A 22667-nucleotide genomic window follows, 5' to 3' on the forward strand; every position below is an offset into this window, starting at 1 on the left:
GTGCAAGATCCAAATCAATATGAATAAATATACAACACAACGAATTTTTTCTCAAGAGATTTTTAAGCGGTATATCCGATAAAAGCTCCAAAAACTTCATTTCCAAGCAATACGCCTTTATCTGTCAGCCGATAGATAGTATCTTCATCCGTCTTCACGGATTCCAACAGTCCATCCTCCATCAGTTTATTAATAACGGGACCAAATTTGCTCTCCAGCGTTTGACCGCCGAATTGAGCTGAAAAACGTGAAGCCGGCACTCCTTCGAGCAGCCGGAGCCCTACCATCATGAGATCCTCCATCGCTTCATCCTCCGGCACCTCGAGCTCCTCAAGGCGTGGAAGTCTTTCCGAAGCAGCATCAATATACGGTGTAATGCCCTTCAAGTTAACGTGGCGGATCCGATTCGCATAACCATGCGCGCCTGCACCCAAGCCGTAATATGGCTCATTACGCCAATAGGTGGAGTTGTGGCGGCTTTCGAAGCCTGGCTTCGCAAAGTTGCTTATTTCGTAATGCGCGTAGCCGTTCGATTTCAACATATCCATCAGCAGCATAAACATATTGAACTCCTCCTCCTCAGGAGGCAATGGCAGCTCATTCCGTTCATAAAGCTTATGAAACAGCGTATTTTCTTCAACCTTCAAGCTGTAAATCGAGTAATGCGGCAGTCCCAGCTCCATCGCACGGTTAACACTGTCAGCCAAATGCTGCACGGTTTGACCAGGCAAACCAAACATTAAATCAATCGACAAATTCGTAAAGCCGACTGAGCGCGCATTTTCTAAACTGCGATAAACATCATCCACATTATGAATCCGGCCGATCCGCTCCAGCAGGCCATTATCGAATGACTGAACCCCGAAGCTGATCCGGTTAACGCCTCCTGCTTTCATCGCGCACAGCTTATCGATATCCGTCGTACCCGGATTCGCTTCCATCGTAAATTCCACATCCGGCGCGAGCGGAAAATAAGTCCTGACCGCCTTTAGAAACCGCTCCATTTGCGGCGGCGTTAGCACCGTTGGCGTACCTCCGCCGACAAATACGGTATCGATTTGCACGGGCGGCAGTTCGGCGACTGTCCGCTGCATCTCCTGTTCAAGCGCATCCAAATATTGATCGACAGGCTGTCCTTTGAGCACATAGGAGGTAAAGTCGCAATAATGACATTTGTTTGTGCAAAATGGTATGTGTATATATATAGCGCGCGGCGATTGAAGCACACTCATCGTAATTTCCTCCTTCAATAGAAAAGAGGGAGAGCTGCGCCCTCCCTCATCCTCGTACGGTTTAATCCTCGTCGATTTTGAGCACCGCCATGAACGCTTCCTGCGGTACCTCTACGCTACCAACCTGCTTCATCCGTTTCTTACCTTCCTTCTGCTTCTCAAGCAGCTTCCGCTTCCGGCTAATGTCACCGCCGTAGCATTTGGCAAGAACGTTTTTGCGCATCGCTTTAACTGTCTCGCGAGCTATAACCTTCGTTCCGATCGAAGCCTGAACGGGCACCTCGAACATTTGACGGGGGATAAGCTCTTTCATTTTCTGGCAAATGATCCGGCCGCGGTGGTATGCGCGGTCGCGATGCACGATAACGGATAAAGCATCGACCTGCTCATTGTTGAGCATGATGTCCATTTTGACCAAGTTGGATCTGCGATAGCCGGATACCTCGTAGTCAAACGACGCATAGCCCTTCGTGCTCGACTTCAACTGATCGAAGAAATCATAGACGATTTCGGACAATGGCACTTGATACGTAATCGTAACACGGTTCGTATCCAAATATTCCATATTAACGAATTCACCGCGTTTGTTCTGGCAAAGCTCCATTATAGCTCCAACATAGTCGTTAGGAACGATTATAGCTGCCTTAACAAACGGCTCCTCGACATAATCAAGCTTGCCTGCCTCCGGATAGTTCGACGGGTTGTCGATCTCCATCGTATCACCATTGGTTAATGTAACTTTATAAATAACGCTCGGTGCAGTCGTAATGAGAGGAATGTTAAATTCACGCTCAATACGCTCTTGAATAATTTCCATATGCAGCAGGCCAAGGAAACCGCAGCGGAAACCGAAGCCAAGCGCTGTCGACGATTCCGGTTCGTATCTTAGCGATGCATCATTTAGTTCCAGCTTTTCAAGCGCTTCGCGCAAATCGTTATAGTCCTGGGTCTCGATAGGATATAGACCGCAGAAAACCATCGGGTTGATCTGACGGTAACCAGGAAGCCGCTCTGGAGCTGGTCTCTTCGCTTCCGTAACCGTATCTCCGACACGCGTATCCTTCACGTTCTTGATACCTGCTACGATAAAACCTACATCGCCTACAGCAAGCTCATTAACGATCGACATTCGCGGCATGAAAGCACCGACCTCAATAACTTCAAATTCCGCTCCTGTTGCCATGAAGCGAATTTTTTTGCCTGCTTTAATGCTGCCGTCCATAACCCGAACGTAGACGATAACGCCTTTGTACGGATCATAATGGGAGTCGAAAATAAGCGCTTTTAAAGGCTCATCAGGATCACCCGTCGGTGCCGGCATTTTCGCGACAACCTGCTCCAAAATCTCTTTTATGCCGATACCCGCTTTAGCCGATGCAAGCACCGCGTCACTGGCATCAAGTCCGATAACATCTTCAATTTCCTGCTTTACCCGTTCAGGCTCTGCGCTCGGCAGATCAATCTTATTAATAACTGGAACGATTTCAAGATTGTTATCTAGTGCCAAATACACGTTAGCGAGCGTTTGCGCCTCAATGCCTTGGGCAGCATCGACTACGAGCAGCGCGCCTTCGCAAGCCGCCAAACTGCGTGAAACCTCGTATGTGAAATCGACGTGTCCAGGCGTATCAATGAGGTTCAGTATATATTCCTCGCCATCATCTGCACGGTAAGCTAAACGTACAGCTTGCAGCTTAATCGTTATACCCCGTTCCCGCTCCAAATCCATTTGGTCAAGAACCTGCTCCTGCATCTCGCGAGATGACAAGGCGCCGGTAAATTCTAAGATCCGGTCAGCAAGAGTAGACTTTCCGTGGTCTATATGCGCGATAATGGAAAAATTTCTAATTTTCTTTTGTCGGTCACGTACGTCAGTCATGCCTAACCCCCACAATTTCCAATAATACTGATCATTCCTCCTATTATATCAGTTAAGGGTTCACCCAGCAATGTGCATTATCACTTGGTCAATCCATCGAATATCGATACGACAAATCGAATTCCCTCGCTTGACATGCTTTGCAGAAGCCCGGACGTTGAATCGGCAATCCGATTTACCGCCGGCTGGTCAACTTCGAGCGGAACCCCCGGCAGCCGCTCATTTTCTTCGGGCAAGCTTCCAGACTGTTCAGGAGGCAAGTCCGAACCTCCGGCAAGCGCAGTAAGCCGCTTTACTTCCGCCAGCTCCTTCTCGAGCTGCGCAATTTTTTGCTGCTGAGCACGGACGAAATCGGTCGGAGCATCCGCGGACGGTTCAGGCTCCACTGTCTCGGCATATTCATCCACGCCCTCCATCGGGCCGTATATACGCTCAATGCCTGCCGAAGACATATCGATTCCATACAATATAATAACCGCAAGCGCCCCGCCGATCACCGTCCATTTCAGCGCATTCCGTTTCATCTGCTCATCGTTCCTCTCTTATACAAGGTTATTCCCGTCAGCTCTCGTTCCCTTTAGGTGCTGACACCTTCTCCTCTGCCCAATAAATCTCGGAAATGACTTCCGCGAGCGCATCTGTAGTACGATACGACTCCTCAAGCGTATTATCTACCCCGCCGATCTCAATAAGCACACTGTCGGACGCGAGTGACTGATTGTACTCCGCATTGCCGCTTGCAGCCGTTTTGCCCCATATGCCTCGTGAAATACCAGGATATTTCTTATCTAAAGCTTCATGGATTTTCGTTGCGAATGCTTCGTTTTCTTCCCAGTTCGGATTTCTGTGGCCGATAATGAAATACAATTGCGCATAGCTCGTGCCATTAATATCGATCGTCGTATATTTACGTTTTTGCGAATCGCGGTGAATATCGAAAAAGAACTTTAAATCTTTATTGCTCGCGATTGCTTCCTTGACAGTTTTCATCGAATATTTATACGATAATTCCCATCTGTAATTTTTGATCGCTGTCGGGTAATCCGTATTGGAATGCTGAGCGCCGATGCCTTCTTCCTCCAGCTTTTGCGCCAGCCGCTTGCCTAATAGTGTAATGTTTTTCGTGCTGGAGTTTGGATCCTTGCTCTTATCCGTTAGCACCGGGTACCAGGATTCGCGATTATGAGAGTGATAGATGAAGACGACCTTCGAGTCACCTGTCGTCGGCTTTTCGGCCGATCCGTTATCCCCGCCGGCGTTACCGTTTCCGCTATTTCCGGCTGTCGGTTCCTCCTCTTTACCCGGAAGCGGAACCGGTTCAGTTCCTTCTCCCGCTGCATTCGTACCTTCTCCCTCATGAGGCCCGCCGGTCGGGTCATCGGAAATCGGAGCATTGTCCTCCGGACCGACCGCTGTATCTGTTCCTACCCCTTTGCGAATGAGAAAAGCATCGTTTACACTCATGCCAGGCAGCTCGCCCGCCAGCAAGCTCTTCGGATCACTCGGGTTAATATCCGTTAATGCACGCATTAGAAAGGCGCTTATTTGTTTGCTTGTAAAGGAATCGGTTTCGATGCTGCTATGAAAAGAAGGCATTTCCATCTCTAGCATATCCCCAAAAAATCCGCTGGATACAGCAGCAGCGAATCCTTTCATCGAATTAACCGGCGAAGCCGTCGACTGCTGATGCGCCATTCCTGCAATGCCGAGTAAAATAAAAAACAACGTTGAACTAAAGGAGAGCAGCGCAAACGTCCGCCCGGTTACTAGAAATTGTCTCATTCGCTTGCTTTGTCTTGCGATATCAAGCAGCAAAATCTTTCGCTTCATCGGCTAACTACCTCCCGCTTCTCTGTGCCTGTGGCTGAGTTACTACTAAACTATGAGAGTGAGAGAGTTCATAGAACCGGACGAAGGTGAAAGATTCGAATTTAATAGACTTCTTATTTGAGAGAAGGATTTTTTCCTCATACAAATAAAAGAAAAACTGATATTCAAACCGTTGGCTGTTTGAATATCAGTTTATGATGTCAGTGCGTATAAGCGGCTACATTATTCGTATCCACCGCTTCATGCAGCGAAGCATTAAGTCCACTCGCAATAATGTTGGCGATATCCTCAATGAATTCATCGATCTCCTTCGGTGTGACAAGCAGATCGTGACCGAGAGGGCTGAGCACTTCCTTCACGAGCTGCAGTCGTTCGTTTTCCTCCATCTGATTCATTAAGCCCATAATTTGATCGGTGTTGCCGCTATGATTTTTAAAGTGGCTTTGCATCATTTCAAGTGTATTGTTCACAATGGTTGAAGCGTAAACAACGGTCGGAACGCCGATCGCGATGACGGGAACGCCGATTATTTCTTTCGTCAGCCCTTTACGTTTGTTGCCGATGCCCGAGCCGGGATGAATACCGGTATCTGCGATTTGAATGGTCGTATTGACGCGCTCAACCGACTTAGAAGCAAGCGCATCAATCGCTATAACCACATCAGGATGCGTTTTTTCAACGATACCCTGTACAATCTCGCTCGATTCAATACCCGTTATGCCAAGAACGCCTGGCGCTACGGCACTGACTGCCCGGTAGCCTGGAGCTACCTGATCGGGCATAAGCTCAAAAAAATGGCGGGTAACCATAACGTTCTCAACGACAAGCGGACCGAGTGCGTCCGGTGTGACATTCCAGTTGCCCAGACCAACGATCAGCACACGTGCCATTTTATTTATGGACAAACGCTCTAAAAACGATTCAAAATGTTTTGCGAATTGGGTCGCTACACGATCCTGTAAACCGGTGTCGCCGTTTCGCAAGTCTGGAACCTCTATCGTTACATAATGGCCTTGCATTTTGCCGATCGCTTGAGAGCCTTCTTCATTTTGCACATGAAGCTGTGTAATGGTAATGCCGTTATCCTCCGTTGTTTCGGATTGAATACCAGGAATTGGCCCGCCCCGGGGTGCCTCAGCCATTTCCTTTGCTTCTAACGCCAAGTCGGTTCTGACATTGTATAACTGCAAATCAAGCTCTTTCTCCACTGCTCATTCTCCTTTCGCGCATATGTACTTTTGTTATTGTTTGCAGACGAGTTAATTTCATACACTTTTAAAAACGATGGAATCCAAGTATGGATGGTTTAATGAAGCGTTGGCGCTATTGCTTTTTGGGCAGGGGCATGATAATATATTTTAAGTTGTGTTGTCTAGGTTTCTAATGAATTTGTACCGCTGTAAACAGTTTAGGAGGTGAATTCCATGCCAAACATTAAATCCGCGATTAAACGCGTTAAAACAAGTGAAAAGCGTCGTGCTTTGAATGCTTCCCAAAAATCCGCACTTCGTTCGGCCGTTAAATCTGCTGACCAAGCTATCGGTGGCACTGATGTAGAGGCTGCTAAAGCAGCTTTAATCACTGCAACGAAAAAATTGGACAAAGCAGCAACTAAAGGCCTGATTCATAAAAATGCGGCTTCCCGCAAAAAATCTCGTCTTGCTAAAAGGCTGAATGCCCTTTCGGCACAAGCTTAAGCAGCATGCAAAACGGCTTCACCGCTCTTAACCGAGTAGTGAAGCCGTTTTTTTGTTTGTATATAACAGGAATCGAGTTCCTGCTAAGCGCCTTTCTCCATTCCGAGAGACAATAAATAAAGCTCTAATCCAAGCGTTTTGTCGATTGCCCCGGTTTTCATCTGATAATCGAGCTCAGCAAGCGAGGCAAGAAGTTTACCTAATCTTACTGTCTGAAATTTACGGCTTTTGTCCGCTGCTAGCTTGACCGCATAAGGATGCAAGCCTAGCTGTCCAGCCATCTGCTGCGGTGAATAATGATGCTGCTCCAGCTCTTTGATCTGCAGCATAATGCGTAATTGCCTTGCAATAAGCGCCGCAATTTTTATCGGCTCCTCCCGTCTAATTAGGAGCTCCCTATATAATCGGATCGCACGGTCAATACGAAGCTCAGCTATTGCATCCACTAATGCGAATACATCCTCTTCAACGGTCGCTGCTGTAAGCAGAGATGCTTGTTCCACATCAATTGAGCCGCCTGATCCCGCATGCAGACAAAGCTTGTCCACCTCTTGGGCCAGCTGCTGCATGCCCGCGCCCGCACGAACGAGCAGCAGTTCCGCGGCTTCTGCCGTCATCGTTCGATTTTGCTCAGCTGCCCGCTTAATCATCCACTGCTTAAGCTGAGCGGCATCAAGCTCCGGAAAAGCAACCAGTGAGTTACGATCCTTTAAGGTCTTAACTAGCTTACGCCGTTCATCTAGCTTCTCCGCATGTACCGCAAATACGATGACCGACGTTTCTGACGGATATTCCATATATTGAAGCAGCTTTTCAGGTTTATGCTCTACCTTGCTGTTTTCCTTGGCGCCTGAAGCTAGAACAGCCGCATCTCTAATAACAATGAGCTTTCGCTGCACGAAAAATGGCAGCGTCTCCGCTTCCAAAACCGCTTCTTCAATCGAAGTCTCGGCCGTATCGAATTTAACGATGCCGAGCTCTCTTTCTTCGGCTGTAAACATAGCTTCCGTCAGCGCTTCGATAAATTGCTGCAGACGAAAACGGTCTTTTCCGTACAACACATAAATAGGGCGGAATCTGCCGCCTTTTAATTCCTTCAACGCTTCCTTTGCGTCCATTCTTTCACCCCGTCACCATAACTGTAAATATACGGCAACAAAGGGATGAGCCATAAAATTGGCCTCATCCCTTTGCCGAACATCTATATAAACATCAGCAGGCAGGTCCATGGTACCGCCCTGCTGATGGTCATACGACGTTAAGGCTTCGTCGCAGACACTCTCGTTACTAATACTATACGCTGAAGCGGACGAAAGTGTGCGAATACCTGTAAATTAATGTGCACCCTTTTTCTCTTGGCGGCTTACCAGGTCAATTACATAGGTCTCGATTGAACCTTTCTGGGCATGCACCTCATAGGTCAGTTGACTGCTGTCCTCCGACCAGACGAGGTTTGCCAGCTTGCCATTTTTGCGGGGTGACTCAAGCAGAAGTGTTTGGTCAGCCATCGTATAAATTTGGATCGAGTAGTCCTCAGCATGAGCGCTAAGCTTGCCATCTGGAGAAAGCAGTCCCTGCTCAGCAGCTTTATTTTCCGAATCAGACTCATCTTTTTGAACCATTACTTCTGAATCGCCAAACGATCCCGTAGAGCCTTCGGATGAGTTTGAGCCTCCGCCGGAAGCAATCCCATTGGCCTCGCCTTCAGATGCCTCAGAAGCCGGAGCTTCCGGATCCATGTTTTTATCTGAATTGCTGGTGGTCGATTCCGACTCATCGGACGAACCTGAACGACTCTCCATTTGGGAAGCACCATCATTGGTCGCCTTTTCATCCATTGCTTCCGTTCCAACCTCGGATGCAGCTGCGCCGTCTTCAACAGTGATTTTCATCGCAAGCTCTTGTGGAGCATCTGCTGCAGTGTCCATCGCACCAGCGGATTCATTAGCCGCGGAATTCGAAGTTGCGAAGTCAGGAGATAAACCCGGCTTATATGTGACAAGGAATAGCCCGGCGACGATTCCGGCTGCGATGACCCCGCCCATCACGCGCATGGACGGCCAGCGGCGGTCCCGCTTCACGCGGCGAGGCGTGACTTCGCTTGATTCATCGATGGTTGAAGAGGGAGTCTCCGCTGCCGCTTCAGGCTGTCCGAACAGCTCGATCCGCTCCAATTGCGGCATGATTGCGTCAACTAAGCTGTAGCTTGGAACTACTTTCGGCAAACTTGTAAGCTCGGCGGATAACAGCTTTAACCGCTCGAACATGGCTGCGCAGTCCGGACAATGTCTAGTATGATTCATCAAGACTTCTCTCTCGCTTTCATCGAGATCGTCGTCAAGCTGTCTTTGCATTAATTCCATCACCTCTTGACAATTCATCCCCGGACACCACCTTTCTGATAATCATGGAGTAACGTTTGCAGCTGCTGCCTAGCTCTGAATAAATAGGATTTTACTGTGTTGAGCGGCAAATCAAGTGAATCGGCAATTTCGTTATACGAGAAATCTTGTAAATACCGAAGGACGACAACCGCGCGGTGATGCTCAGGCAGCTTATCGATTGCAGTTCGAATGTCTTGAACAGCATAAGCGGACATCACCTCGTCCTCCACGTTTTGCTTCTCATGGAAAACCATGTCATGCTCATCTATCGAGACGGTCGGCTTATTTCTCCGAAACTTGTCAATGCAAATGTTTGTTACAATACGTTGAATCCATGTTTTGAATTGCGCTTTTTCCTCGTATGAGCCTATTTTTGTATAGATGCGGATAAGCGCTTCCTGCGCCGCATCAAGTGCATCTTGTTCGTTATTTAGTATATAATAGGCTGTCCGATAAACATGTGTTTCAATCTCTCGCAATAGAGTAATTAAAGCGTCGCGATCTCCCGACTGGGCGGCTCTAATAAGGCCCGGCTCCACCACGAAGGATCCCCCTCTCTTGCAACCTTTCTGACGAATTGGTTGCGATAAATGTTGCAGATAAATGAAAAGTTGTACTTTATTTTTTTTAGTGACAAGCTTATAAGACTAAAAGTACAGTGAAAAATGAAACGCTTTTATCCCCTTCTATTTTGAAAAAACGAAATAAACTCCACATTAAAGGATACCAAATTTCTGGTACCCCGTATATAGATATCGGTTTATTATTGCATAAACAAGCCGCTCTCCGTCACCATAAAACGCACCTCTCCATCCCTGTCCGTTCGCCAAACTCCTGTCTCTGCTTGAGCAAGCCTGGACAAGACGTCCGGATGAGGGTGTCCATAGCTGTTCGACGCACCTGCTGAAGCCACTGCGCTAAGCGGATTCCAATATTTCAGCCATTCCTCGCCTGTCGAATAACGGCTGCCATGATGAGAAATCTTCATAACGGAAATAGATCCGGACGACGGCAAGGAGTTGCCGCCTTTTTGCTGTTCGTGATTCATAATCGATTGTTCGGTTTTCGAATTAATGTCACCTGTAAACAGAAAAGTCGACTCATATAGCTGGACAGTCAGGACAACGCTGCTCTCATTCTGATTCTCCAAAACGGGAACAGCTTCAGTAGTTGCGGGAACCGGCCATAACACCTTAAGCACGGTTTCTTGATCCAGCCGGTGCTCCATGCCTGCTTTTGCCGCATACAACTGTATATCTAAATCAACCGCTCGCGCTAAAAGCTTCCGGGCATCTTCTGCATCCTTGATGGTGCCGTTCCACCATATGCTCCGTACCGGAATCGTATCCAGCACGGCCTGCAGTCCACGGATATGATCGCTGTCCAAATGCGAAATAACGAGCAGATCAATTTCACGCACACCTCGTTTCATTAATAAAGGGACAACGACCTTCTGACCGACTTCAAATGGATCGCTGCGTTCCCTCCACTCCTCGCCCGGCTTGCGAAAAGACAGCGTCCCGCCGCCGTCGATTAAAATGTGCTTGCCCTGCGGCGTACGAATATGGATGGAATCTCCTTGACCGACGTCCAGTATGCTTACGGCTGCACGCCTATCCAGCAAGTCCGGCTTATAAGCATATACGAGCAGCATAACCGCAATAAAACCAAGAGACAGAAGGCTGATGCGAAGCCCTCTGCTTCTCGGAAGAGAGACTGCATCATCGGCAGCTGCTCCGAGCGGTGTCAATAATAAAGACTCCGTTCCGAGCGGTACCGTTTCATCCGCAGCAGAAGCTGCTTTCAGTTGCCATGCGTTTGCTTGCTCCGTCAAGCAGCCTATTAAATAGAAGCTTATGCCCAGCAATGTGAGCCAAGCAGCCACCCACCATAATGGCGGAGAAGCCCAAATTGTTCGAAGCGAATCCACCTTCGACAGCCGCTCGACAAATACGAACGTCCAATCATTCGCATAATGCGACGCATAGGCAAGGATTTTGCCTCCGGCTTCCCAAGGGATAGCAATGACTAACGAGATTGCGCCAAGCGGCATTACGACAAAGCTGATAAACGGGACAAGCACGAAATTTGCAAGCAGCGATAACGCATGAAACTGGTTAAAATAATAGATCGTCACTGGAAACGAGACGAGCTGCGCTACGATTGTGACGGCCGCTAAGTCGAGCAGCGCTTTGCCCCTGCGCCATTGCGGCATTGCTTTGCGTATCGGAGGAACTCCGGTGATTAAGCCGATCGTGACGATAAACGATAGCTGGAAGCTGACATTTTCGATAAAGAACGGGTCAAACGCCAGCATCAGTACAGCTGCCGCTGCGAGCAGATGCAAGCCGTCCTTGAGCTTCCCTATGCGCGCGGCAAACAGTCCGAGAACAGCCATTAGCCCCGCGCGCATAACCGAAGGCGAAGCGCCGGAGAGCAGGACATACAGCGGAACGGACAGGATGAGGATGAGCAGTATACGCTCGCGGGTCAGACGGACGAATCGAAGCAGGCCGCCGAGCGCATAGATGAACACAGCGACGTGCAAGCCAGAGATAGCCAATATATGCGTTAAGCCCAGCCGCGAAAATTGCTGGAACTGCCCGGGGTCGAGGTCCTCGCGGATACCGAGGACGAGACCCTTCATGTACCCGGACTGCGTGGACGGGTACAGGATGTCCATGCGCGCGCCAAGCCACGCGCGCGCGCTGTCGACGCGGCCGAGCAAAGCGGCCGCGGACCATATAGGGCCCGGCGCCGGGGAGACGGCGGCGGTGCCCTTAGCTTTGAGCAGCCAGTGGATTCTCTGGCTGCTGAGGTAGCGGCGGTAGTCGAAGCCGCCGCTATTGGTTGCGCCAGCCGGCAGCGTCAGCTCGCCGGCCACGCGCACGCGATCGCCGCGCCGCCACTGCGCGGCGACAGCCTGCTCCGGCTGCTCCGCAAGCCGGATATGTACCAGTAGCCGCTCGCGCAGCTCGCGCGGCGCCGCCTCACCCTCCACGTGCACGCGATCCGCTGCCACGCGAAACATGACGCGGTCGCCGTCGACCTCCATCGCGGACACAATAGTGCCGACCGCTTCCGCCGCATACGCCGCTCGCGGTCCATCCGCCTCTGCGGCGGCCAGCAGGGCCGGCAGCGCTGTCACGTTGCGGGCATCCGCCCACATTCGTTCCCCAGCGGCAAGGCCCACAGCCACAACGCAGGCTGCCGCCAGCTGCCATGACGCCTGCCTGCACAGCACAGCGGCCAGCGCCAGCAGCGCTGCTGCGCCTGCCGCAAGCATAACGCCGCGGCTGCTCAGACCCGCGGCCGCGGCGCTGCCGCCTACATAACAAATCGCAAACCAAATCAACGGCCTCCGGTTCATCCTCATTTATGTTCTCCCTTCTTCCGGTTCATCGTCATTTATGTGCTCCCTTCCTCCGGTTCATCCTCATTTTTCTACTCGATTCCTAGGAATTCATCATCCAAACAAAAAAAAGAACCTCCAGCTGCATCTCCCGATGCAGTCAGAGGTTCCTCCCCGGACTTCATAATTACTTTTCACAAATGGAAAGGTCACTACGAAGTAACTTCCATATGCGCCTGAGCAGGCGGTTCGAAATGATCCAAACAGCGGAAAATGATACCCTTAAGCTCCATAAGCCGCTCGACTTTTTCGTTGTCCTTCGGGTAGCTGCGATGGTACACGATTTCCATGATGCCGCTATTAGCCAGCATGTTGGCGCAGGTCCAACACGGCTGATCCGTCACATAGACGATGGAACCTTCACGATCGGCACGATCCGTGAACAAGAGCAGGTTTTGCTCCGCATGAATCGTTCGGATACAGCGCTGCTTCTTAAAAGGCTGCTCCCTGCCGTCTACCAGCTTCATCTCGACCTCCTCCGCGATCATGCAGCCTGCCTCCAGACAGTCCTGCACCCCCATCGGAGCGCCATTATACGCAGTACCCAGCAGCTTCTTGCCCTGCACAAGCACGGCTCCAACATGTCTGCGCGAACAGCGCGAGCGCGTCGATACCATATAGGCGATATCCATGAAATACGTGTCCCAATCTTTGCGCGCGGCATCCTGCGTTTGGATGTTCATCACTCAACTTCCTCTCCTGCTTCTGTTTTTCTGGATGTCCTTCATTATGAATAGATCAGCTCATTGTCTAGCCGTCAAAGCTTGCTCCAAGTCCGCTACCTTAGCTATTCTTTTCCCGAATACATCCGTTATCTATGTTTTGCAGCAAAAAATTAGCATTTTGAGCGTAGTCTATTAGAAGAGCACACCCTTCCATTCTCGCACAATTATGGGCGGGCCACAATGCTCTCTTGAATGCCTGAAAGCAATTTTTCTCCAATTCCATTGACTCGGAGCAAATCATCTATTGTCGTAAATCTGCCGTTCTTCTCGCGATCCTCGATAATGGCTTGCGCCTTCGACGGTCCAATTCCTTTTAGCGTATCCAGCTCAGCAGCCGTTGCACGGTTAATATCAAGCTTCGCATCCGAAGTATGCTGTTCTTCTTCCTTCGCATCAACTTTTCCGGCATCTACTGCTGCTGCTTCCTGAACGCTGTTCTGTTCCGCTGGACTGCCTTCGACGGTATTCATTTTTCCCTCATCTATATCCCGCTTCTCCATCTCACTTAGGGCAGCCTCCACCGCTTCGTTAAGCGGAACCCACTCTTCCTTAATGGGACGCTTCGGTTCAAAGAGCGCAGCCGCAAGCAGCGTTGCCGCGACTACAATACAAACGGCTGCCAGCAACAGCTGCTTATTGGAAAACCCGTAAGATTGATGCTTCATATATTTAGCAACTCCTCTCCAAACGACAAAATCATTCGTAATTAGAGACATATAGAACAAGTCATCCTGAATATGGTAAGAGAGCAAACAAAACACAAGCTTACGCTTTCGAAATTGGTTTTGCTTACTGTAAAACCTTTAGGAGGGTTCAGCATGAATGTCGGATTTATCGGGACGGGCACGATGGGAAGCCTGCTCATTGAAGCTTTTATTGCATCGGGGGCACTTACGCCTGCTCAAATCGCAATTAGCAACCGCACCTTTGCAAAAGCGCAAGCTTTAGCCGACCGTTATTCCGGCATAAGAGCCGAAAAAACGAACGCTGGCGCCGCTTGCGGCTGCGATATCATTTTTTTATGCATCAAGCCGCATGAATTCAAAACTGCGGTCGATGATTTGAAGCCGGTTATCCGGCCGCATCAAATTATCGTTTCCATTACTAGCCCTGTTCTCATCTCTCATCTGGAGGGAGAATTAGATTGCAAGATTGCAAAGGTTATTCCGAGCATCACGAACTATGTATGGAGCGGGGCATCGCTCTGCATATACGGACAAACGATGCAAGAGGAAGACAAAACGAAGCTGGAATCGCTGCTTTCCCATATTAGCGAACCGCTTCGAATAGACGAGAGCTATACCCGTATCGTCTCGGATTTATCGAGCTGCGGCCCAGCCTTTATTTCCTTCCTGCTGGAGCAGTTTGTCGATGCGGCAGTTGATGAAACGGGCATTGGCCGTGATGAAGCGCTTCGTGTTGCGAGCGCTATGCTGCTTGGCACCGGTCTTTTGCTAACCGAAGGCGGATTGACGCCGGCAGAGGTTCAGGAAAGAGTTGCAGTACCAGGCGGCATTACGGCAAAAGCGCTTAGCTTGCTTCGACGGGAAACGGATGGCGTGTTCAATCAGCTCGTTCGCACAACCCACTCCAAATTCAACGAAGATTTAAAGAAGGTTTCTATCTCCTTTATAGGCGAAGAGGTGAACGGACAATAGCTGTTCTTCAGCTAGAGCCCGCTCACCTCTCTGGACTTACATTAATTCGCTACTATGTTGACAAGCTTGCCTTTTACCGCAACCACTTTACGAATGGTTTTACCGGCAATAAGCTCTTGTACCTTCTCGAGTTCCTTCGCAAGGCTCTCCATCTCCGCCACGTCCATATCGGCCGCTATCGAAACGCGGTCCGCGATTTTTCCGTTGACTTGAACGACAATTTCAACTTCCTGATCAACTGTCCAAGCCTCTTCATACGTTGGCCATGCAGCATACGTAAGCGAGTCTGTACGGCCCAGCTTCTCCCAGAGCTCTTCGGCAATATGCGGTGCAATCGGCGACAGCATTTGAACGAATTGCTCCATCGCTTCGCTTGGCAGCACATCCGTTTTGTAAGCTTCGTTGACGAATATCATCAGCTGGCTAATAACGGTGTTGAAACGCAGAGCTTCATAATCCTCTGTAATTTTTTTAATAGAACGGTGCCATGTGCGTTTAAAAGCATCGCTGGTTTCGTCCTTTCCGATTTTGGCGCTCAAGCTGCCATCCTCGTTAACGAATAAACGCCAAACGCGGCTCAGGAATCGGTACGTACCCTCTACGCCGTTCGTATTCCAAGGCTTCGTTGCTTCAAGCGGTCCCATAAACATTTCGTACATGCGCAGTGTATCCGCTCCGAACTCGTTTACGATGTCATCCGGATTAATGACGTTGCCGCGCGACTTGGACATTTTCTCGTTGTTATTGCCAAGAATCATGCCTTGATTCACGAGCTTATGGAACGGCTCCTTCGTTTGCACGACACCGATATCGTATAGCACCTTATGCCAGAAACGGGCGTACAGCAGGTGAAGCACGGCATGCTCGGCTCCGCCGATATACAAGTCGACAGGCAGCCATTCCTTCTGCTTCTCCGGCGAGCAAATTTCTTGGTCGTTTTTTGGATCGATGAAGCGCAAGTAATACCAGCAGCTTCCTGCCCATTGCGGCATCGTATTCGTCTCGCGGCGCGCTTTCATGCCTGTCTCCGGATCGATCGTGTTCACCCATTCCGTTACGTTAGCAAGCGGCGACTCTCCTGTTCCCGATGGCGTAATGGCATCCACATCCGGCAGCAGCAGCGGCAGCTGATCCTCAGGAACCGGCTTCATCGAGCCGTCCTCCAGGTGAAGAATCGGAATCGGCTCGCCCCAGTAGCGTTGACGGCTGAACAGCCAATCGCGCAGCCGGTACGTAACTTTGCCTTTGCCTTTGCCCGAAGCGTCCAAATGCTCGATCATCGCCGCAATCGCACCCTCGTTCGATAAGCCGTTCAAGAAACCGGAATTTACGTGCGCTCCGTCTCCCGCATAGGCTTCCTTCGTCACGTCTCCGCCTTGGACAACCTCAATGATCGGCAGGTCAAACTGCTTTGCGAATTCCCAGTCGCGTGCGTCGTGGCCCGGTACCGCCATAATAGCGCCCGTTCCATAGCCGGCGAGCACGTAATCCGCTATCCAGATTGGAGTCTTCACGCCGTTTACCGGATTAATCGCATAGGCTCCGGTAAAAACACCTGTTTTGTCCTTTGCAAGGTCGGTACGCTCCAGGTCGCTCTTGCGCGCCGCAGCATCCTGATACGCTTCGACTGCTGCTTTTTGCCCGGCAGTCGTGATTTGAGCAACAAGCTCATGCTCGGGTGCCAATACGCAGTATGTAGCACCAAACAGCGTATCCGGACGAGTCGTGAACACGACTAATGCTCCGTCATGACCGTCAATTTCGAATGTGACTTCAGCGCCCTTCGATTTACCGATCCAGTTGCGCTGCATGTCTTTGATGCTCTCCGACCAATCCAGCTCTTCCAAATCATCTAACAAACGGTCTGCATACTCCGTAATTCTAAGTATCCATTGACGCATCGGCTTACGGATAACCGGGTGGCCGCCTCGTTCACTCTTGCCGTCGATGACCTCTTCATTTGCAAGCACCGTTCCAAGAGCAGGACACCAGTTAACCGGCACTTCGGCAACATATGCAAGGCCTCTATTGTATAGCTGGATGAAAATCCATTGCGTCCATTTATAGTAATCTGGATCTGTTGTACTGAATTCACGGTCCCAATCATACGAGAAGCCGAGGGATTTAATTTGTCTGCGGAAATTATCGATGTTTTTGAACGTAATGTCACGCGGATGCTGACCGGTATCGAGTGCATGCTGCTCGGCAGGCAAACCAAACGCGTCCCAGCCCATTGGGTGAAGCACGTTGTAGCCTTGCATTCTTTTGTAACGGGAAACGATGTCCGTAGCGGTATAGCCTTCCGGGTGACCAACGTGCAAGCCCGCTCCCGATGGATACGGAAACATATCTAACGCATAAAATTTCGGTTTGCCCGCTTCCTCCGTCGTTTGAAAGGTTTTGTTCTTATCCCAATATTGCTGCCACTTCGGCTCGACAACAAGCGGATTATAGCCGTGAAACTGCTGCTCTTGACTCATGTGTGCACATCCTCCTAAAAATTTTGCTCCCAGTTTGCTCGATAACCATTCTAAAAAAACATAAAACCTCTCGCCCCCAGCGATTAACGCTAGGGACGAGAGGTTGTTCTCCCGTGGTACCACCCTAGTTAGCGGCAGGCATTCTTTGCCCATCGCTCACTTGTCGCCTTTATCGCAGGCCAGTCGGTACGTTTCATTATTAATGTCCGGCATCAATAAGTTATCGTACAGCTCCAAGGCGAGATTCATTCCGCAGCAGGTCCGGCTTGCACCCATAAACGCCGGCTCTCTAGGCCTTACTTACGAAACTACTGTTCCTCTTCAACGCTCCATATGCATAAAAATGGTTAGTTCCGATTATAAAGATCACGCGGTTCGGTGTCAAGAGAACATGCCTATCTGGAAAAGTGACCAAACACTTTTATATCCCCCACTATCCAGACCTCCTAAGATTAGTCACCTGTAACATTCGACAATCCGCTTAGAAACACCCTAAAGGCGAAATAAAGAAATAGTACAGCTGAGAGCAGCGATAGTACTCGAATGAACGTTGGACCAAGCGCTTTGCCGGTTCTGCTGCTAATGACCGCCATCATGAGCGACCATAACAAGCCTGCTGCAAAAAAACCGGCCACGAACAAAGCAATAACAGCTTGTCCGTCTCCATTTAGCTCCGCAACGATTGGACCTGCCGAAGCCACGAACCAAAGCATGACCGTTGGCGAGGACAGCGCCGCTCCGAGACCAAACCAAAAGTCAGCGCTGCTTGTTCTCGTCACGGAACCGCCTCCGTTCCAATCGATCATTTTCGGACGGATGGATTCTTTAATCATTTTATAGGACAGGAATAAAAGCACAATTGTACCCGCGATCCAAAGTGACCATTTTACAGCCTCAATGTTCAAAATATAGCTAAAACCAAAAAGCGCCAATGCCAAATAGGCCATATCGCCGAAGCACGATCCAAAACCGATCATAAACGAAGGCTTAAAGCCCCTTTCAACCCCTGCTTTTACAATGGCTACATTCACCATTCCTAAATCAAAGCACAGCGAAAGCGAGAACAAGAAGCCCTGCAAAAACGATAAAAATAAAACCATAACTTCCTCCGTAACCGCTTGGCCTAGTTCTCATCCGCTTGAACTCTGTACCAATACTCGTATTGCTGCAAGTAACCGATTTTATCGTAAAGCCGGTTGGCCGGCGCATTATTTTTGACAACCAGCAGGTAGCCATGCGTTGCTCCCTCTCGTCTGCCCCACTGCAATAGATGTAAAATAAGCTGCTCTCCGAATCCGCGTTTCCGGTTGCCCGGATCCGTAATGATATCATACAGCCCTATCCATCCATCCTCCATCACAGCCAAGCCGCATGCAACAGGCAGTCCGTTATCGTGTAAGACAGCAAAGCATTTAGGAAGCGGCGATTGCTCCATCATCATGCGGGTTACCGTTCTCTGCTCCTCGCTCAGCCCGCTGAACATGGCGAGGGCATTCACCCAAGACTCTGAAGGAGCATTTCCCAGCCATATTTCAGTATGAGAAGGCTCTCTCACCTCTTCTAGATGGATGGTTTTTACAAGCGTGTGATCGATGAGTTCATATCCGAGAGAGGCTAGCTTATCATCTAAAGAAGCTGGCTGAATGAATGGCGTTATTTTGAAAACGGGACGCATTCCGCGCTGTGCATAAGACGTTTCGCATGTACGAATTTTAGAGTCTATCTCGAGTGTGTGCCCATATAGCGGACTAATCGAATTTGACCGTTTCGTGTACCCATTCGCAAATCGGAGCAGCCAACCGTCATAGACGACCGTCTGCAAAGCAGGCCAGCCGTTTAAGCTCATTTCCTCAATCCGAAAATGGATTCGTTGCTTTATTTGGTCTATATGATGCTGATCATGCCAAATAAAATCTTTCATATATTGTTTTGCTTCAAAAGGTTGTCCGTCAGCATCTCGATAGGTTGCTGTATATTGTTCCTCCGTTAAACCGGAAAGGACCGCAATAATCCGTTGGCGGCTTTGTACCGCTTGATGAACGAGATCTGCTATTGCAGCCGTTTTCCCGTTTGTCCTGGCACTCAAGTTAAAAACATCATAATCGAGATGCTTAACTGTCAAAGGCAAACCCGCTCTTACCTTAGCAATCGCTTCCTCATAAAAATAATCATCCCACCGCAAAATATGTATGACGACCTCTCGCACAGTCCATTTGTCTGCAGCAATCCGCTGATCCCAAATTTGTTCGTTATATTTGCCTAAATCAGTAACAAACGATATCCATTCGCCAAACTTTCGCAGCAGCTGCTCTTTATCTGTCTCCATGTACATTTCCCTTCCCCAAAACATTTCCAATCTTCTTATCATACTAGAAGCCACGGATATTTTCGAGATGATTTTAGTGTTGGAATAACACAAAAAAAGAGCCACTTCATGAGCATGAAGTGGTTCAGTTCATTATTTCATACCAAATCGCTCTAGCTGCTCCAATTGGTTTGTTCGAAGCAGCACCTCCCGCTGTTTCGCTCCAATCAGGTCAAAGTGCGGAAACTGTGATCTGGCATGAATATACCGCGGATTAAGGCCATTGTCGAGGCACCACCGGGATAGCTTCTCCATATCGGCACAACCGACTTTTGTCACTGTACGCATATCGGGAAAACGGGGATCGATCCAATAATGCGTCAAAAAAGCGATCTCACCGCGCGCAACGACCGTCTTCCATTGCTCCATCTCTTGTCTGGTGATGCCGAATGCCATAGCACCGCTCCTTAAAGTTTTGCGAAGCAAAACTCACTTCGTAAGCTTAGACCTAAGTTTTGCGTAGCAAAACTCGCTTCGTAAGCATAATCTTATTACTGCACGATAATATTTTTCACTCGTCCAACCTGCCCATCGGTTAGCCTAACTTTAATGCCATGAGGATGCTTCGGCGAATTGGTCAAAATATCCTTGACAACACCACGCGTAAGCTTTCCCGATCGCTGATCCTGCTTCAAAACAATATCTACTTCAAGCCCCGGTCTAATTGCGGAGCGCTCTGTTCCGTTCATGAATGACCCTTCCTCTGCCTCATTGATGTCAGCTTTAGCATAGCATAAGGATCGTAAAGATGCACATTATAGGTACAACTGTTATACTTAACGTCAAACGATTTAAACGAAAAGAGGAAATGTACTAATGTCTACCGCATTCAGCGCTTTGGGTATAACTCCCAAGTTAAGCGAATTGCTTCATCAGGAAGGAATTACCGAACCAACCCCCGTTCAAAAGCAAGCCATCCCCCTCCTCCTAAACGGGCAGGATGTTATAGCGCAAGCACAAACGGGTACAGGAAAAACGATCGCGTTCGCCCTGCCTATTTTACAACGGATTAATGTAGAGAAAGAGCAAGTTCAAGCACTTATTTTAACGCCGACACGGGAGCTTGCCATTCAAATAACGAGCGAGCTTAAAAAGCTCGTACCAGCAGTAGGAGCAAGTGTACTTGCTGCTTATGGCGGACAAGATGTCGAAGCGCAAATTCGCAAGCTGCAGCGTTCGCCGCACATCGTAGTTGCCACACCGGGTCGTCTGATCGATCACATGAAACGGGAAACCGTCAACTTGGGCAAGCTGCAAATGCTTGTTCTCGATGAGGCGGACCAAATGCTGCACATGGGCTTCCTTCCGGAGGTAGAGAGCATTATCACCCAAACGCCTAAAGCGCGTCAAACGATGCTTTTCTCCGCAACGATGCCCGACGCGATTCGCCGTTTGGCTGCAGACTACATGAAAACCCCTGCCGATATCCGCATTCGCAGCACGAATGTAACGCTCGATAGCATCAAACAGGTTGTTTATGAAACGACAGACAGAGGCAAGCAGCAGGCGCTTGTACATTTGCTCGAACGGCATCAGCCTTATTTGGCGGTTATTTTTTGCCGGACAAAGGTTCGCGCCAAAAAGTTAAATGAAGCACTGCAGGAACTCGGCATTGAATCCGATGAACTGCACGGCGATTTAACGCAAGCGAAGCGCGAGCAGGTCATGAAACGATTTAGAGATGCGCGCCTTCAAGTGCTCGTAGCAACCGATGTCGCTGCACGCGGCTTAGACGTTGAAGGCGTTACCCACGTATATAACTACGACGTTCCGCAGGACGGTGAGCTGTATATCCATCGTATCGGAAGAACTGGTCGCGCTGGACAACAAGGCACAGCGATTACACTCGCAACGCCATATGACAAAAATAATCTTCTGCTTATTGAACAGAGCATCAACGCGAAGCTTGAACGACGTGCGATCGACAGCGAAGGCGCGGAGTCGGCGGTTCGTGCGAAGCCTGGTGAACTCAAAGAAAAAGGACGCGGCGCAGGCGCCAAAGGCGGTGCTCGCAGTGTCAGAGGCGACGGCCTGAAACGGTCTGACGATCGTCGCGGCAGGGACAGAGCAACTCAGCAGGATCGTAATGCGAAGCCCGGCGGACGCAGAGGGCAACGTGAAAACGTGCGTCCAGCTTCAGGGAAACGAAACGACCGGGACGCTGACGCCTTCGCGCAAGCAGCCGATAATGCCAGTGAAAGCACTGGCTGGAGCGGCCGACGCGGTGAACGTCTGGATAGCGGCAGCAGTAAGGGACGCGGTGGAGAGCGCACAGAAAAACGCGGCGGCGCAGCTCGGGGAGGTAACCGCACCGAAATCCGCAGCAGCGGGGGACGTGGCGGAGAACGCTCTGAAAGCCGCGTAAGTACGGGGCAGGGCGCTGAGCGTCGTAATAATACCGGACGTACCGGGAGCTTTGGCAGCCCTCGCGGTGATGAGCATGTGGCGGGACGCGCCAGCGCTTCCGTTGACAGCCCATGGACTGCTGCACGCGGAGAGTCCAAAGCAAGCAATCGCGGGGGCCAGCGCGGTGCAGTTCGCGGCAATGCCCAAGCAGGCGGCCGCGGTGGTCAGCGCGGCAATTCTCCGGCCGGAGGACGCAGCAGCTCTCGCGGCGGCAGCTCGCCAAGCAAGCCACGGGGACGTAATCGCTAATAGGCATACAGAAACGGCACATGCTCCTCTGCATGTGCCTTTTTTTTCACCAATCAGCTTTCACAAAATAACGGTAAATAAGGGCGTTAAAATTCATATAATGAGCTAATTTTTGAAAATAACAGTAATCTATGGAGCTATCTTTCCATTTAAAGTCGTTATACATCCCTTTTTCTAAATTACATTTCATGTAACGTCCATATTTACCACTATTTTTCATAAAATCTTCGATTTCGACTACAGTAACGCCATAAATGGACCTCAGTCAAGAAAGTGGACACTAAATAAGAGCAATTAGCTAATACTTTTTTTGTACAGAGCTTCAAACTGCTCTGGAGATAGGTAACCCA

19 protein-coding genes and 1 other annotated feature are annotated in these 22667 nt (G+C 49.7%); of the genes, 3 read left to right on the forward strand and 16 right to left on the reverse strand.

Annotated features, from left to right (window positions below; all coding sequences use genetic code 11):
• Positions 1-62: 62 nt before the first annotated feature.
• The 5 genes from hemW to gpr all read right to left on the reverse strand — a co-directional run bounded on the left by hemW (position 63) and on the right by gpr (position 6149).
• Entirely contained in the window at positions 63-1232 is a 1170-nt protein-coding gene (hemW, locus tag DFP97_RS04685; RefSeq protein ID WP_114378804.1) for a radical SAM family heme chaperone HemW, read from the reverse strand.
• 61 nt (positions 1233-1293) lie between these two features.
• A complete protein-coding gene (lepA, locus tag DFP97_RS04690) occupies positions 1294-3111 on the reverse strand; it encodes a translation elongation factor 4 (protein ID WP_114378805.1) in 1818 nt (605 codons plus the stop codon).
• An 80-nt stretch (positions 3112-3191) separates the two neighbouring features.
• The gene (locus tag DFP97_RS04695) at positions 3192-3635 is read right to left on the reverse strand and encodes a hypothetical protein (protein ID WP_114378806.1); all 444 of its coding nucleotides are present in this window, start codon (positions 3633-3635) and stop codon (positions 3192-3194) included.
• A 37-nt stretch (positions 3636-3672) separates the two neighbouring features.
• Positions 3673-4941, reverse strand: coding sequence for a stage II sporulation protein P (gene spoIIP, locus DFP97_RS04700; protein WP_114378807.1), 1269 nt, complete (start codon positions 4939-4941; stop codon positions 3673-3675).
• Between the two features lie 200 nt (positions 4942-5141).
• Complete coding sequence (gpr, locus tag DFP97_RS04705) at positions 5142-6149, reverse strand: GPR endopeptidase (protein ID WP_114378808.1); 1008 nt, start codon at positions 6147-6149, stop codon at positions 5142-5144.
• A 216-nt stretch (positions 6150-6365) separates the two neighbouring features.
• Between gpr and rpsT the strand changes: the two genes are divergently transcribed.
• On the forward strand, positions 6366-6638 hold the full coding sequence (rpsT, locus tag DFP97_RS04710; protein WP_114378809.1) for a 30S ribosomal protein S20: 273 nt from the start codon (positions 6366-6368) through the stop codon (positions 6636-6638).
• An 83-nt stretch (positions 6639-6721) separates the two neighbouring features.
• On the opposite strand, the gene holA is transcribed toward rpsT, so the two are convergent.
• From holA to DFP97_RS04740, 6 genes are all read right to left on the reverse strand, one after another.
• Positions 6722-7756, reverse strand: a complete 1035-nt coding sequence (gene holA, locus DFP97_RS04715; RefSeq protein ID WP_114378810.1) for a DNA polymerase III subunit delta — start codon at positions 7754-7756, stop codon at positions 6722-6724.
• 216 nt (positions 7757-7972) lie between these two features.
• The gene (locus tag DFP97_RS04720; protein WP_114378811.1) at positions 7973-9019 is read right to left on the reverse strand and encodes an anti-sigma factor; all 1047 of its coding nucleotides are present in this window, start codon (positions 9017-9019) and stop codon (positions 7973-7975) included.
• A complete protein-coding gene (locus DFP97_RS04725; protein WP_114378812.1) occupies positions 9016-9564 on the reverse strand; it encodes an RNA polymerase sigma factor in 549 nt (182 codons plus the stop codon). Before DFP97_RS04725 ends, DFP97_RS04720 begins: the two co-directional genes overlap by 4 nt.
• A 221-nt stretch (positions 9565-9785) precedes the next feature.
• A complete protein-coding gene (locus DFP97_RS04730) occupies positions 9786-12398 on the reverse strand; it encodes a DNA internalization-related competence protein ComEC/Rec2 (protein ID WP_114378813.1) in 2613 nt (870 codons plus the stop codon).
• Positions 12399-12586: 188 nt separating this feature from the next.
• On the reverse strand, positions 12587-13117 hold the full coding sequence (locus tag DFP97_RS04735) for a deoxycytidylate deaminase (protein ID WP_114378814.1): 531 nt from the start codon (positions 13115-13117) through the stop codon (positions 12587-12589).
• A 206-nt stretch (positions 13118-13323) separates the two neighbouring features.
• A complete protein-coding gene (locus DFP97_RS04740) occupies positions 13324-13824 on the reverse strand; it encodes a ComEA family DNA-binding protein (protein WP_245975899.1) in 501 nt (166 codons plus the stop codon).
• A 153-nt stretch (positions 13825-13977) separates the two neighbouring features.
• Between DFP97_RS04740 and comER the strand changes: the two genes are divergently transcribed.
• Positions 13978-14817, forward strand: coding sequence for a late competence protein ComER (gene comER / locus DFP97_RS04745; RefSeq protein ID WP_114378816.1), 840 nt, complete (start codon positions 13978-13980; stop codon positions 14815-14817).
• A gap of 41 nt (positions 14818-14858) precedes the next feature.
• Here the strand turns inward: comER and leuS are convergent, their stop codons facing one another.
• The 5 genes from leuS to DFP97_RS04770 all read right to left on the reverse strand — a co-directional run bounded on the left by leuS (position 14859) and on the right by DFP97_RS04770 (position 20351).
• Positions 14859-17297: a leucine--tRNA ligase gene (gene leuS / locus DFP97_RS04750; RefSeq protein WP_114378817.1), complete on the reverse strand. Its 2439-nt coding sequence runs from the start codon at positions 17295-17297 to the stop codon at positions 14859-14861.
• Positions 17298-17385: 88 nt separating this feature from the next.
• Positions 17386-17631: a binding site (T-box leader), on the reverse strand.
• 118 nt (positions 17632-17749) lie between these two features.
• The gene (locus DFP97_RS04755) at positions 17750-18397 is read right to left on the reverse strand and encodes a LysE family translocator (protein ID WP_114378818.1); all 648 of its coding nucleotides are present in this window, start codon (positions 18395-18397) and stop codon (positions 17750-17752) included.
• A 23-nt stretch (positions 18398-18420) separates the two neighbouring features.
• Positions 18421-19623 (reverse strand): GNAT family N-acetyltransferase, encoded by a 1203-nt coding sequence (locus tag DFP97_RS04760; RefSeq protein WP_181873356.1) that lies wholly within the window; start codon positions 19621-19623, stop codon positions 18421-18423.
• A gap of 132 nt (positions 19624-19755) precedes the next feature.
• On the reverse strand, positions 19756-20058 hold the full coding sequence (locus DFP97_RS04765; RefSeq protein WP_114378820.1) for a hypothetical protein: 303 nt from the start codon (positions 20056-20058) through the stop codon (positions 19756-19758).
• A gap of 95 nt (positions 20059-20153) precedes the next feature.
• Positions 20154-20351 (reverse strand): YwbE family protein, encoded by a 198-nt coding sequence (locus DFP97_RS04770; protein ID WP_114378821.1) that lies wholly within the window; start codon positions 20349-20351, stop codon positions 20154-20156.
• 127 nt (positions 20352-20478) lie between these two features.
• Here DFP97_RS04770 and DFP97_RS04775 point away from each other — a divergent pair, with 127 nt between their 5' ends.
• On the forward strand, positions 20479-22317 hold the full coding sequence (locus DFP97_RS04775; protein WP_114378822.1) for a DEAD/DEAH box helicase: 1839 nt from the start codon (positions 20479-20481) through the stop codon (positions 22315-22317).
• The last annotated feature ends 350 nt before the right edge of the window (positions 22318-22667 follow it).

The organism is Paenibacillus prosopidis, from assembly GCF_003337375.1.
Taxonomy (GTDB): Bacteria; Bacillota; Bacilli; order Paenibacillales; family Paenibacillaceae; genus Pristimantibacillus; species Pristimantibacillus prosopidis.

Coding starts and splice junctions, on each gene's coding strand:
- hemW (WP_114378804.1), bottom strand. CDS start 1,232: ATGAGTGTGCTTCAATCGCCGCGCGCTATATATATACACATACCATTT.
- lepA (WP_114378805.1), bottom strand. CDS start 3,111: ATGACTGACGTACGTGACCGACAAAAGAAAATTAGAAATTTTTCCATT.
- DFP97_RS04695 (WP_114378806.1), bottom strand. CDS start 3,635: ATGAAACGGAATGCGCTGAAATGGACGGTGATCGGCGGGGCGCTTGCG.
- spoIIP (WP_114378807.1), bottom strand. CDS start 4,941: ATGAAGCGAAAGATTTTGCTGCTTGATATCGCAAGACAAAGCAAGCGA.
- rpsT (WP_114378809.1), top strand. CDS start 6,366: ATGCCAAACATTAAATCCGCGATTAAACGCGTTAAAACAAGTGAAAAG.
- holA (WP_114378810.1), bottom strand. CDS start 7,756: ATGGACGCAAAGGAAGCGTTGAAGGAATTAAAAGGCGGCAGATTCCGC.
- DFP97_RS04720 (WP_114378811.1), bottom strand. CDS start 9,019: ATGAATTGTCAAGAGGTGATGGAATTAATGCAAAGACAGCTTGACGAC.
- DFP97_RS04730 (WP_114378813.1), bottom strand. CDS start 12,398: ATGAGGATGAACCGGAGGCCGTTGATTTGGTTTGCGATTTGTTATGTA.
- DFP97_RS04735 (WP_114378814.1), bottom strand. CDS start 13,117: ATGAACATCCAAACGCAGGATGCCGCGCGCAAAGATTGGGACACGTAT.
- DFP97_RS04740 (WP_245975899.1), bottom strand. CDS start 13,824: ATGAAGCATCAATCTTACGGGTTTTCCAATAAGCAGCTGTTGCTGGCA.
- comER (WP_114378816.1), top strand. CDS start 13,978: ATGAATGTCGGATTTATCGGGACGGGCACGATGGGAAGCCTGCTCATT.
- leuS (WP_114378817.1), bottom strand. CDS start 17,297: ATGAGTCAAGAGCAGCAGTTTCACGGCTATAATCCGCTTGTTGTCGAG.
- DFP97_RS04755 (WP_114378818.1), bottom strand. CDS start 18,397: ATGGTTTTATTTTTATCGTTTTTGCAGGGCTTCTTGTTCTCGCTTTCG.
- DFP97_RS04760 (WP_181873356.1), bottom strand. CDS start 19,623: ATGGAGACAGATAAAGAGCAGCTGCTGCGAAAGTTTGGCGAATGGATA.
- DFP97_RS04765 (WP_114378820.1), bottom strand. CDS start 20,058: ATGGCATTCGGCATCACCAGACAAGAGATGGAGCAATGGAAGACGGTC.
- DFP97_RS04770 (WP_114378821.1), bottom strand. CDS start 20,351: ATGAACGGAACAGAGCGCTCCGCAATTAGACCGGGGCTTGAAGTAGAT.
- DFP97_RS04775 (WP_114378822.1), top strand. CDS start 20,479: ATGTCTACCGCATTCAGCGCTTTGGGTATAACTCCCAAGTTAAGCGAA.